Consider the following 12758-nt stretch of genomic DNA (forward strand, 5'->3'; position numbering starts at 1 on the left):
CCTACCGCATGACCGGCGTCGGGATGATCCGCATCGCCTCCAGGCCCACGCCCAGTTGGCGGTCGTCGGGGCCCGCGCCCAGTTCACGCGGGGTCTTCGGATCGTGGATGTCGAAGGTCACCTTCAGGGTCTCGCCCTTCAGGGATTCCGGCGGCAGGGCCAGCAGGTAGTCGTGGCGCAGCGCCGTGTGCAGGCCGAAGGTGAAGGTCTCCGGCTGGCCTCCCGGGACCGAGACGGTGACCGTGCGCGACGGCGACTGCGGCGGCAGGAAGCCGAAGGCCGCGATCTGCACCGAGGCGCCGGAGAGCGTCCGCTGGGACGGCGAGATCGGCAGTTCGACGACCGCGCGCTTGCCGCCGGACCAGACGCCGCCGCCCTCGGGCAGGCCCCAGCCCTCGCGCAGATAGGGCACGCCCGAGCCGCCCGCCTTGAACAGCAGCGACCGCGGCTCGATGCACGGGCCGATCATCACCACGACCAGGCCGACGGGCTTGCCCGAGCGGCAGCCGGGCTTGTCATAGGCGTCGCCCGGCAGGGTCACGACATAGTCGACGTCGCCCGGACGGTCCGGCCGGCCGTCGGCCAGCAGGCTCAGCACGTTGCCGCCATGGGGCGAGCGCAGCATGGCGATGGTGGCCATATAGGTGGTCACCGGCTTCACGTCGGCGGCCGAGAACATCACCTTCTCGCCCTCCAGGCCGCGCGTCAGGCGCACCTCGCGCACGTCGCGGAGGATGGCGTCCATCCGGGGAACGTCCAGGGCGCTAGGCCGCAGGAACAGGCACAGCATCACCACCAGCTGGGCGACGAAGGCCGGGGCCGGGCCGAGGGCGGAAACCCAGGCGGGCCTATTGTTTTCGGAGGGGGCCTCGGCGGGGACCGAGCGCACGCCCAGCACGGTCAGGAACCAGAGCGGCGTCACGAAGGCCAGCAGGGTGAAGACGCCGAAGCTGTGCTTGAGAACGGCGTATTCGGAGCCATCGCCCTTGAACACGTACATGCCGTACTGGGCCAGCGCGGCCAGGGCAGCGGCCGCGCCCAGCGAGGCCAGCAGCACGGTGGCGGCGGTCGGACCGGCGTCCTCCTGGACCGCGCCGGGATCGCGGCGCAGCTCGACCAGCAGCACCCAGGCCGACAGCAGGGCCAGCACGATGGCGGCGGCGGCGAGACCGTTCAACGGCATCTCGCTGGCCAGGTGCAGGCTGCCATTGTTGGCCGCCATCCAGCGCATCCGCCAGAAATAGGGGCTGCCGACGACGCCGCCGGCGATGGCGACAAGGCCCACCAGCCCGACCCAGTCGAAGCGGCGGGCGTGGATCAGGTCGCGCAGCCAGGCCAGGCCCAGCATGGCCATCAGGGCGCCGGCCAGTTTCAGGGTCGGCACCAGGTGGAAGCAGCCGCAGAACAGCACCGCGGCGGTGGCGTAGACCACGTAGAGCGGACGCGAGCGGGGCAGCAGCGCCGCGCCGCCGACCAGGCACAGCATGGCCACGGCCTCGCCGACGATCTGCGGGAAGAAGAAGTTGTCGACCAGCTCGGCCCCGAACGCCCCGCGCACGGCGAAGATGTTGACGACCATGAAGCCGAGGCTGGCGACCAGATAGGTCAGCGACACCCGTCGCGCCTGGTCGAACAGCACGATCCAGACCACCGCCGCCGACAGCACCCCGGCCATCAGCAGGGCGTTCAGCTCGGACCAGCCCAGGGTGGCGAACAGGGCCGCGAACCGGTGGCTGAGCTTGGGGTAGATGAACATCTCGGCCATGAACTCATGGCCCTGCTGCGGGATCAGGAAGGCGTGGCGCACGACCTCCATGACCTGCAGGTGATAGGAACTGTCCACCGACAGCGACAGCAGGCGGTCGGTCGACAGCAGGCCGGCCAGCAGCAGGCACCAGACGGCCGCGCCGACGCCCCAAATCCACTTGGTGTTGTTGCCCACCGGATTCCCCAACTCGATTCTCACGCGCCCCACGCGCGAAGTTTTCTAGCAGCAAAACGCCAGGACGAAAGCTTGGAGGGTGAAAGCTCTAGGGGACCGCCGCCAGCTCGCCGGGCTTCACCGGCGTCAGGCCGGGGATCCCCGCCAGGTCGCGGCCGCAGGCCACGCCGGAGCCGAAACGATGGCAGTCGGTGCGCTTGGCGACCGGCTCCAGCACGCCGCCGCGCGTCACGCCGTCAGCCACCACGACGGTGATGCGCCGATCGCCGGGGGCTGCGTCGACGAAGGTCTCGGGACGGGTGACGATGCAGGGCGGGTCGCTGTCGCGCGCGGTCGGGAAGGTGTTGCCCGTGCCGCCAGTGCGGCCGATGGCCTGGAACATCTGCCGCATGACCCGCAGGTCGCGCCAGTTGGCCGAGCAGTAGTAGGTCGGAACGAAGACCCAGGGCCGGTTGGCCGTTTTCGGGCTGGACACCAGGGCGACCGGATAGCTCAGCGGATCCAGCGAAGCGAAGGTCTCGCGCACGCCGTGGCGCAGCCCGCTGGTGTCGACGGCCTGCACGGCCAGGGCGGCGGCCAGCACCGCCATCCCCGTCCGGCGCGGCAGGCGGCTGGCCCAGGTGACGCCCAGCGCCAGCAGCAGGTAGCCGACCGCCCAGAAGAACCGCCCGTAGGCGCGGAAGCCGCCGATAACCTCGGCGATCTCGCCCTTGGGCCGCGGCAGGTCATAGACGTGGGTCTTGAAGGCGTAGGCCGACCAGCCCACCGCCCAGACCGTCAGGCCCAGCAGGGCCAGGGTCATCGGCGCCCAGCGCACCCAGAAGGCCTTGGAGACGCCGCGCCGGCGCACGGCCAGGGTCGCCTGGAAGCCAGCCATGGCCAGGACCAGCAGCAAGGCCCCCGCGCCCAAGTACTGGAAGCCCTCGAAGCTCTGACCGCCCGTGGCGTCCATCACGCCCTCGTACCACGAGCCGTTCCAGGCCTGGCCAGCCAGGGTCGAGGCCTGTGGCCAGAACGGCCCGACCAGATTCATCGAATAGAGGCCCAGCGCCGTCGACGCGCCCGTCCAGCCCCGGCCGTCCTGGTAGTCCAGAAACCAGACCGAGACGGCGATCGCCGCGCAAGCCAGGGCCGCGGCTCCGGCGACGCGCGCCACGGCGCCGGCCCGGCGCTGCAGCAGCTCGGCCAGCAGGGCCGCGCCAAACAGCGCCCCGACCGGCGGCAGGTGATAGGCATGGACCCCGACCACCAGGGCCAGCAGCGCCGCGAGGCCCGCGATCCGCCGCCAGGTCAGCCCCTCGCGCGCCGACCGCACCGACAGGGTCAGGGCCAGCAGCAGGATCCAATGGCCCGACAGGGCGATGTGGCCGAACTGTCGGGCGATCCAGGCCGGAACCATCAGCGCCATCAGCCCACCCAGCAGCAGCGTCCAGCGGTCGGTGACGCCCAGGGCTCGCAGCAGGGCGATCATGCTCCAGGCCTGCAGCGGATAGGACAGCAGCAGGAACAGGCCGATCGGGTTGAACACATGCGACAGGCCCGTCGCCTTCAGGATCAGGGACAGCCAGGGGATGCTGTCGGTGAAGACGATCGAGATCGGCTTGTCGCCCAGCCCGCTCACCGCGGTCAGCGGCCAATGCCAGGGCTGGCGAAGGAAGGCCTCGTAGCCCGCGTTCATCACGGCCATGTCGCCCTTGGGCCGGGTCCAGAACGCGGCATGGGCGAAGGCGATGTCGAAGCCGAACATGAAGCCGCACAGCACGACCGGGATCAGCGTCGCCGCCAGGGCGAACAGGATCCGGCTCCCATCGCTTTTGGGATCGACCTTGAACGAAACCATGCGCTCCCCCGAGTACTCGACGACCTGCTTAACATCGAAGCTTGGCCCCGCGCAGCCCTGGCGACGTCCGGGTGTCGCCGAAGATAATTACATCTGTAAATAATTTAGACTTGTAATTCTTAAAATCCCCGCCAAACCTCCCTCGGGAACGAATGGAGGCCAGGCCATGGCGGTGCGGGATTTCGGAACGCGGACGACACGGCGGCTGTGGACGCCGCTGATCTTCTCAGGCCTGGCCGTGGTCGGGATGCTGGGGGTCCTCCTGTTCACCGGCTTCGACCTGGCGCTGTTCGAGCGCGCCAACGCCTTCCTGCCCCGGCCCCGTCCCGAGCAACTGGCCCGCTATCGCCCACTGGCCCAGACCGAGTGGCGGATCGTGCAGGCCAATCTCGACAGCCGGCTGAACCAAACCCTGCCGCTGGAACTGGGCGCGGTGTGGTCCACCCGCACCGGCCAGATCTGCGGCCTGGTCAACGGCCGCGGCAGCTTCGGCGGCCTCTCCAGCATGGTGCGGTTCTACACGGTCGACCAAAAGCCGGTGTTCCACCAGGACGTCGAGCACGTCGCGTTTCAGAAGGCCTGGTTCGAGTGCCGCCGCGACCAGTACGTGACCCTGCACGCCGGAACCATGGAGCCCGGCTTCTGCGGCAGCGAGGCCGGGCGGCGGCACTGCTACACCGTGCGCGGCGGGGCCCGCGAGTAGGTCGACGGCCTCGGGCGCGCTGTCATACTCATGTCACACCGATCGCGCGCCACAGCCGCTAGAAGCCGTCTCCATCGAAACCTTGCTTCCCTGGGAGACGCCTATGTTCAAAGGTCTTTTGGTCGCCGCCTCATTGTCGTTGGCGATCGGATCGCCCGTTCTGGCGGAGCCCGTCTCCCCTCAGAAGGCCAAGAACGTGATTCTGTTCCTGGCGGACGCGGGCGGCGTTCCGTCGGTGCACGCCGCCAGCCTGCTGGGCTATGGCGAGCCCTTGAAGCTGCACGTCCAGCAGTGGCCCAATCTGGGCCTCAGCGAGACCTCGCCCGTCGACCAGTTCGTCTCGGACTCGGCCAACGGCATGTCGGCGATCATGACCGGCGTGAAGACCCGCAACGGCGTGATCAGCCAGTCGCCCGCCGCCGTGCGCGGCAAGACCGACGGCGAACCGACCAAGACCCTGCTGGAATACGCCGAGGAGCGCGGCCTGCGCACTGGCGTCGTCACCTCCCAGCCGATCACCGACGCCACGCCGGCGGCGACCTACGCCCATTCGAACGATCGCGGGAAGTGGGGCGAGATCTTCCAGCAGGCCTTCGCCCCCCGCTATGGCGACGGGGTCGACGTGCTGTTCGGGACCGGCCGCGCCAAGATCGGTCAGCAGCTGGCCACGGCGGGAACCGGTTTCGACCAGATCGCCAAGGCGCATGAGCGTCCGATCTACGCCCGGCTGGAGGACGCCCCGTCCGCCAACGCCAGGCCGGTGGTCGTGGCCGACGAGATCGACACCCGCGCGGCGACGCTGCGGGCGCTGGACCTGCTGAAGGGCTCGCCCAAGGGCTATCTGCTGGTGGTCGAGTGGGACGCCCACACCGACGATCCGCGCGAGGGCCTGCAGCACATCGTCGACTTCGACAAGCTGATCGCCGAGATCGAAAAGCGCGTCGACCTGAAGGACACCCTGCTGGTGTTCACCGCCGACCACTCCTTCGGCCTGCAGGTGGACGGCGGCCGGCGCGGCGAGCCGCTGCTGGAAGGCTACGAGGCCTGGAAGGCCAGCCAGAAGGACGAGGACGTCATCCGCCTCAAGAACGTCATGGTCAACCGGAGCCACACGGGCGAGGAAGTCGCCGCCCTGGCCACCGGCCCCGGGTCCGAGCGCGTGCGCGGCTACTTCCCCAACACCCACCTGTTCGACGTGATGATGGACGCCTGGGGCTGGAAGAAGGACGCGAAGTAGGGCCTGAGCGGCCCTGTTCTTCTTGTCATCCCGGAAGCCTCGAAGAGGCTGTCCGGGATGACAAGAATTTGGAACTCCCCCGCATCGCGGGGAAGGCTCCCCTACTCCGCCGCGTAGCTCTGCAGCGGGCGGACTTCCAACGCCTCTTCCGGGGCGCCGGCGATGGCTTGCGCCGCCGCCAGGGCTCCGGCCGAGGTCGTGTAGTACGGCACCTTCATCATCAGGGCGGTGCGGCGGATCTCGAAGCTGTCCTCCAGGGCCTGCTTGCCCTCGGTGGTGTTGAACACCAGCTGGACGCCGCCGTTCTTCATCACGTCGACGATGTGCGGACGGCCCTCCAGGACCTTCTTCACATAGTCGACCTGGACGCCCTGCTCGGCCAGATAGGCGCGGGTGCCCTCGGTCGACAGCACCGTGAAGCCGGCCGCCTGCAACAGCTTCACCGGCTCGACGATCCAGGGCTTGTCGCTTTCCTTGACCGAGACGAAGGCCACGCCCTTGCGGGGCAGCTTCACGCCGCCGCCCAGCTGGCTCTTGGCGAAGGCGCGGGCGAAGGCGGGAGCCATGTCGGCCTCGCCCTCACGCTTCCAGTCCAGGCCCATGACCTCGCCGGTCGAGCGCATTTCCGGGCCCAGCACCGTGTCGACGCCGGCGAAGCGGGCGAACGGGAAGACCGCTTCCTTGACCGCGATGTGATCGTAGGGAACGTCCTTGAGACCGAAGCTGGCCAGGGTCTCGCCGGCCATGATCTTGGCGGCGATAGCGGCGACCGGCTGGCCGATGGTCTTGGCCACGAACGGCACCGTGCGCGAGGCGCGCGGGTTCACTTCCAGCACATAGATGCGCGGATTGGCCGAGTGCGGCTCCTCGATGGCGAACTGCACGTTCATCAGGCCACGGACGTTCAGGGCCAGGGCCATCTGCACCGTCTGGCGCTTCAGCTCCTCGATGGTCTCGGCCTTCAGCGAGAAGGGCGGCATCGAGCACGCCGAGTCGCCCGAGTGGACGCCAGCTTCCTCGATGTGCTCCAGCACGCCGGCCACGAACACGTCCTTGCCGTCGCACAGGGCGTCGACGTCCACCTCGGTGGCGCGGCTCAGATAGTGGTCCAGCAGGATCGGGTGCTCGAACGAGATCTCGCCGGTGTTGGCGATGTAGCGTTCCAGATGCTCGTGGTCGCGGATGATCTCCATGCCCCGGCCGCCCAGCACGTAGGACGGACGCATCACGAACGGGAAGCCGATCTCCTCGCCGGCGGCGCGGGCCTCGTCCCAGGTGCGGGCGATGGCGTTTTCGGGCTGGGCGATCTTCAGGCCGTCCAGCAGCTGCTGGAAGCGCTCGCGGTCCTCGGCCAGGTCGATGGCGTCCGGGCTGGTGCCCAGGATCGGGATGCCGGCTTCCTCGAGGGCGTGGGCCAGCTTCAGCGGGGTCTGGCCGCCGAACTGGACGATGACGCCGGCCAGCGCGCCCTTGCTCATCTCGACATGCAGCAGCTCCAGCACGTCCTCGGCCGTCAGCGGCTCGAAGTACAAGCGGTCGGAGGTGTCGTAGTCGGTCGAGACGGTCTCGGGGTTGCAGTTGACCATGATCGACTCGACGCCAATCGCGTCCAGAGCGAAGGCCGCGTGGCAGCAGCAGTAGTCGAACTCGATGCCCTGGCCGATCCGGTTGGGACCCCCGCCCAGGATCACCGCCTTCTTGCGGTCGGACGGCTCGCTCTCGCACTCGGGAACCTGGCCCAGGGCGCCGGTCTCGTAGGTCGAGTACATGTAGGGCGTCGAGGCCAGGAACTCGCCGGCGCAGCTGTCGATGCGCTTGAACACCGGGCGGACCGACAGCTCCTGGCGCAGGGCGCGCACGGCGCCTTCGGTCGAGCCGGTCAGCTTGGCCAGACGGGCGTCGGAGAAGCCTTGGGCCTTGAGGGCGCGGAAGCCGGCGGCGTCCTTGGGCAGACCGCCGGCGCGGACCCAGCCTTCCTGGCGGATCAGCTCGGCGATCTGGCGCAGGAACCAGGGCTCATAGGAACAGGCGGCGTTGACCTCTTCCACGGTCAGGCCGTGGCGGAAGGCCTGGGCGATGACGCGCAGGCGGTCCGGCGTCGGGGTGCCCAGGGCGCGGATCACCGCGGCCTTGCCGGTGTCCGGATCGTCGGCGCCGTGGATTTCCACCTCGTCGAAGCCCGACAGGCCGGTCTCCAGGCCGCGCAGGGCCTTCTGAACGCTTTCCTTGAAGGTGCGGCCGATGGCCATGACCTCGCCGACCGACTTCATGGCCGTGGTCAGCAGGGGCTCCGAACCCGGATACTTCTCGAAGGCGAAGCGCGGGATCTTGGTGACGACGTAGTCGATCGAGGGCTCGAACGAGGCCGGGGTCGCGCCGCCGGTGATGTCGTTCTTCAGCTCGTCCAGGGTGTAGCCGACGGCCAGGCGCGCGGCGACCTTTGCGATCGGGAAGCCGGTGGCCTTGGACGCCAGGGCCGACGAGCGCGACACGCGCGGGTTCATCTCGATGACGACCATGCGGCCGTCCTTGGGGTTCAGGGCGAACTGGACGTTCGAGCCGCCGGTCTCGACGCCGATCTCGCGCAGCACGGCGATCGAGGCCGCGCGCATCCACTGGTATTCCTTGTCCGTCAGGGTCAGGGCCGGGGCGACGGTGATCGAGTCGCCGGTGTGGACGCCCATCGGGTCGATGTTCTCGATCGAGCAGACGATGATGCAGTTGTCCGCGGTGTCGCGGACCACTTCCATCTCGTATTCCTTCCAGCCGAGGACGCTTTCCTCGATCAGGACTTCCGTGGTCGGCGACAGGTCGAGGCCGCGTTCGACGATCTCCTCGAACTCCTCGAGGTTATAGGCGATGCCGCCGCCGGTGCCGGCCAGGGTGAACGACGGACGGATGATCGCCGGCAGGCCGACGAAGGCCAGGCCTTCGCGGGCCTCGTCCATGTTGTGGGCGGCCTTGGACTTGGGGCTCTCGAGGCCCAGCTTGTCCATGGCGTCGCGGAACTTCTGGCGGTCCTCGGCCTTGTCGATGACCTCGGCCTTGGCGCCGATCATCTCGACGCCGTACTTGGCCAGGGTGCCGTCGGCTTCCAGCGCCAGGGCGGTGTTCAGCGCGGTCTGGCCGCCCATGGTCGGCAGCAGCGCGTCGGGGCGCTCCTTCTCGATGATCTTGGCGACCATCTCCGGCGTGATCGGCTCGATATAGGTCGCGTCCGCCACGTCCGGATCGGTCATGATCGTGGCCGGGTTCGAATTGACCAGGATGATGCGATAGCCCTCGGCGCGCAGCGCCTTGCAGGCTTGCACGCCCGAATAGTCGAATTCACAGGCCTGACCGATGACGATCGGGCCCGCGCCGATGATCAGGATCGAGGAAAGGTCTGTTCTCTTGGGCATGGCTAACTCGCGCAAAGACACGGTCGCGCACATCCGCGCGCCCGCTGTCGACCATCTTGCAGGTTAAGCCGCCCGTTTAGAGACGGAGTCGGCCCGGCGCAACCCCGGAACGGCGGAGCATGGTTATCGGGCGCGCCGCGCGCGCATCCGCTGGAAGGCATGCACAAGCTTAAGCTTGTGCCACTCAAAGCTTAAGCACAAACTCTAATTTATTGCGTCAACACACATGCCGAAGCCATCTCAACATTTCGAATAATTATGGAATTGAGAAACCATAATTTATTTCGTCATCGCACTTCTAACGCGAACCCATCATAGTCAAATCCAATAAATTTATCATAATATTGGGAGACGACTCGAATGGCCTATACATACGAGCAGATTTCGCAGGCGTGGACGGCCGTCCACGACGGCGTTGCGCCCGATGCGGCGACGGCGGCCAACTTCCAGGTCGTGGCGGTGCTGAGCGCCAACGGTCAGATGACCGACGCCCAGATCCTCGGCAACATCGTCAACAGCGCCGACAACAGCACGGCGCTGGCGATCCTCAGCTACCAGTTCTTCACGGGCAAGAGCCCGACCAAGGTCGGCGTCGACTACCTGGTCAATTCGTCGGTCAATCAGGCCGACCTGAACGACGGCTACTACGCCAAGTTCAACATCGAGAACCGCTACATCAACTTCGCCGCCAACCTGGGCGTCATCGGCGAAGGCGCGACGAGCTTCGCTGGCAAGTACGGCGCGATGAGCTTCGCCGACTATGTGGCCTCGATCTATCAGACGATCATCGGCGGCTCGTACGCCACCGCGGCCGGCGTCAATGTCGCGAACGCGATCGCCGACATCATCTCGCGCAAGGACGCGATCCTGGCCACGGCCCAGTCGGCCGGCATGATCAAGCCGAACGCGACCGCCGCCGAGATCGACCTGGCCCTCAAGGCCGCCACGGCGGGCTACCTGATGGGTGAAGCGATCAAGTCGGACGTCGGCATCTACGCCGCGGCCGCCAACAACTTCATGGTCGCCATGGCCCAGGGCACGGCGACCTATAACACCGACATCACCAAGACCTACGAGCCGACCGTCGACTCGTTCTCGCACGGCACCGGCAAGGCCATCGATCGCGGCCCGACCGTGATCACGCCGACGACGCCCACCACGCCGACGACGCCGACGACGCCGAGCCCCCTGTCGTTCACCCTGGCGGCCGGCGCCGAGACACTCGTCGGCGCCGCCACGGACGATACCTTCACCGCCCCGAACGGGACGTTTGACGCCACCGAAAACCTCAACGGCGGCGCGGGCGCCGACACCCTCACGATCAACGCCACGGGCGGCTTCACCGTGCCGGCGTCGACGGTGACCGGGATCGAGACCGTTAACATCGTCGCCGGCGGCGCCGTCGACACCGCCGCCGTGGTCTCGGGCTGGACCGGGGTCACCCAACTGAACGTCACGAGCACCGGCGCGGCGACCGTCAACGCGGGCGCCGGCTCGACCGCAACCGTCACCGCCAATACCCTGGCCGCGGGCAACGTGGCGGTGAACGGCGGCGCCGGCGTCACCGTCAACGCCAACAACGGCACGACCGGAACCATCACCGTCGGCGGTACGACCGCCCCGACCGGCGCGATCGTCGTCAACGTGAACTCGACCTCCGCCTCCACGCTGGGCGCCGTCACGGTGACCGGCGGCACGACGGTCACCGTCAACGCCGTCAACAGCAACGCCAACGCCACGACCCAGACCACGGGCGCTGTCACCGTCAACGGCAAGGCCACGACAACCGCGGTGACCGTCAAGGGCCCCACGGCGATCACCCAGGCCGCCGGCGTCTCGGGCGTCAACGCCAACACCGTGACCATCAACGACCTGATCGCCGCCGGTTCGGCCACCAAGGCCACGATCACCTCGATCACCGTCGACGGCGCGACCTCGGTGAACATCACGAGCAACGCCCTGTCGAACTTCAGCGCCGCCCATACCAGCGACAACCTGATCATCGACAACAGCAGCACCCTGGCGCCCGGCGACAAGACCCTGACCCTGGCCCTGACGCTCAACGGCACGACGGGCGGCACGCTGGACGACGCCGACATCTACACGACGGTCAACGCCACGACCGGCGCCCAGGCTTCGACCCTGGCCAACCTCACCTTCGGGGGCCTCACCACGCTGAACCTCGCGGGCGCCAGCCAGCTCACCCTGAACAGCACGGCGGGCATGACGGCTCTGGCGACCGTGACGGTCACCGGGGCGGCCGGCATCGTGGCGGACCTGTCGGGCGCGACCGTGACCTCGGTCAACACGGCGGCCACCACCGGCGCCAACACTGTGACCATCAACGGCGCCAACGCCACCTTCACCGGCGGCACGGGCGCTGACACCGTTACCCTGACGAACAACACGGTCACCAAAGCCATCAATGGCGGCACGGGTGGGATCGACATCCTGAAGATGACGGCCGCTCAAGCCGCGACGGCCTCGGGGTCCGGGACGTTCGCCACGCTGGTCACCAACTTCGAGCGCCTGCAGCTGACCGGCGCGACCAACCAGACGATCGATCTGGGAATCCTGGGCAACTATCACCACGTCTCGACCAGCGGCGGCAACGGCTTGACCCTGAACGGTCTGGTCTCGACCGACACCGTCGTCCTGACCGGCGCCGGCACGGCCTATACGCTCGGTTCGGGCAACTTCGGCGGCGGCTCCGACAGCATCAACCTGCAGCTGACCGACGGCTCGAACTCCGGCGTGAGCTTCGCGTCGACCGGAATCACCGCCACGGGCGTCGAGACGGCCAACATCACCGTCACCGACACCCAGGCGACTCCCACCGGCGGGTTCAACGACCTCGTCACCTGGCGGAACAGCGACATCAAGACCATCAACGTCAGCGGCAACGCCGGCCTGACCCTGACCGCCGACAGCACGGCGCTGACCAGTGTCGACGCCAGCGGGATCACGCTGGGCGGCTTCAGCTTCACCTCGGGCGCCCTCACGGCGGCAGCGGCGATCAAGGGCTCGGCCACGGGAACCAACACGGTCACCTTCAGCTTGGCGACCGGCGGCGCGGTGACCTACACTGGCGGTTCGGGCAATGACAACGTGACGGGTTCGAACGGCCTGAACAACATCGTCAGCCTGGGGAACGGCGCCAACAGCTACACCGCCACGACGGGCAACCACACCGTCACGGCCGGCACGGGCGCCGACGCGATTTCCGTCGGCGGCGGCGCCAACACCATCGATGTGGGTTCGGGCGCCGATGGCGTCACCTTCAGCGCCGCGACCGCCAGCAGCGCCAGCTTCACGGCGATCACGGGCATGGGAGCCGCGGATACGATCACCTTCACCGGCCAGGCGCCAACGGCGGGCGCTCTGGGCGCGGCGGTCGCGGCGGGCGGCTCCCTGGCGGCCTCGCTTGACGCCGCCGCGGCCAGCGCCACCGGCGCGGGAACGCCGGTGGTCAAGTGGTTCGTGTTCGGCGGTGACACCTATGTCGTGCTCGATCACAGCGACAACACCACCTTCACGACCGGTGTCGACTATGCGGTCAAGCTGGTGGGCACGCTGAACCTGGCGGCTTCGAGCGTCGCCGGTGCGGTCTTGACGCTCTGACGGTCAACGGCTGG

Annotated in this window: 6 protein-coding genes; 3 read left to right on the forward strand and 3 right to left on the reverse strand. The window is 68.1% G+C overall.

The window, feature by feature from the left end; translation table 11 throughout:
- Position 1: 1 nt before the first annotated feature.
- Both AC1RNC_RS10180 and AC1RNC_RS10185 read right to left on the reverse strand, forming a co-directional pair.
- A complete protein-coding gene (locus AC1RNC_RS10180) occupies positions 2-1942 on the reverse strand; it encodes a hypothetical protein (protein WP_492885887.1) in 1941 nt (646 codons plus the stop codon).
- 88 nt (positions 1943-2030) lie between these two features.
- Positions 2031-3782 (reverse strand): DUF6311 domain-containing protein, encoded by a 1752-nt coding sequence (locus AC1RNC_RS10185; protein ID WP_492885889.1) that lies wholly within the window; start codon positions 3780-3782, stop codon positions 2031-2033.
- Between the two features lie 166 nt (positions 3783-3948).
- Here AC1RNC_RS10185 and AC1RNC_RS10190 point away from each other — a divergent pair, with 166 nt between their 5' ends.
- On the forward strand, positions 3949-4485 hold the full coding sequence (locus AC1RNC_RS10190) for a hypothetical protein (protein ID WP_492885891.1): 537 nt from the start codon (positions 3949-3951) through the stop codon (positions 4483-4485).
- A 103-nt stretch (positions 4486-4588) separates the two neighbouring features.
- The gene (locus AC1RNC_RS10195) at positions 4589-5722 is read left to right on the forward strand and encodes an alkaline phosphatase (RefSeq protein WP_492885893.1); all 1134 of its coding nucleotides are present in this window, start codon (positions 4589-4591) and stop codon (positions 5720-5722) included.
- A gap of 101 nt (positions 5723-5823) precedes the next feature.
- Here the strand turns inward: AC1RNC_RS10195 and carB are convergent, their stop codons facing one another.
- The gene (gene carB, locus AC1RNC_RS10200; protein ID WP_492885895.1) at positions 5824-9123 is read right to left on the reverse strand and encodes a carbamoyl-phosphate synthase large subunit; all 3300 of its coding nucleotides are present in this window, start codon (positions 9121-9123) and stop codon (positions 5824-5826) included.
- Between the two features lie 360 nt (positions 9124-9483).
- Here carB and AC1RNC_RS10205 point away from each other — a divergent pair, with 360 nt between their 5' ends.
- A complete protein-coding gene (locus AC1RNC_RS10205) occupies positions 9484-12744 on the forward strand; it encodes a hypothetical protein (protein ID WP_492885897.1) in 3261 nt (1086 codons plus the stop codon).
- Positions 12745-12758: the final 14 nt, after the last annotated feature.

This window comes from Caulobacter sp. GW822-FHT01G02 (genome assembly GCF_058802865.1).

What these genes read in the sequence shown, in the direction of transcription:
- AC1RNC_RS10185 (WP_492885889.1), bottom strand. Translation starts at nt 3,782, where the DNA reads ATGGTTTCGTTCAAGGTCGATCCCAAAAGCGATGGGAGCCGGATCCTG.
- carB (WP_492885895.1), bottom strand. Translation starts at nt 9,123, where the DNA reads ATGCCCAAGAGAACAGACCTTTCCTCGATCCTGATCATCGGCGCGGGC.
- AC1RNC_RS10205 (WP_492885897.1), top strand. Translation starts at nt 9,484, where the DNA reads ATGGCCTATACATACGAGCAGATTTCGCAGGCGTGGACGGCCGTCCAC.
- AC1RNC_RS10190 (WP_492885891.1), top strand. Translation starts at nt 3,949, where the DNA reads ATGGCGGTGCGGGATTTCGGAACGCGGACGACACGGCGGCTGTGGACG.
- AC1RNC_RS10195 (WP_492885893.1), top strand. Translation starts at nt 4,589, where the DNA reads ATGTTCAAAGGTCTTTTGGTCGCCGCCTCATTGTCGTTGGCGATCGGA.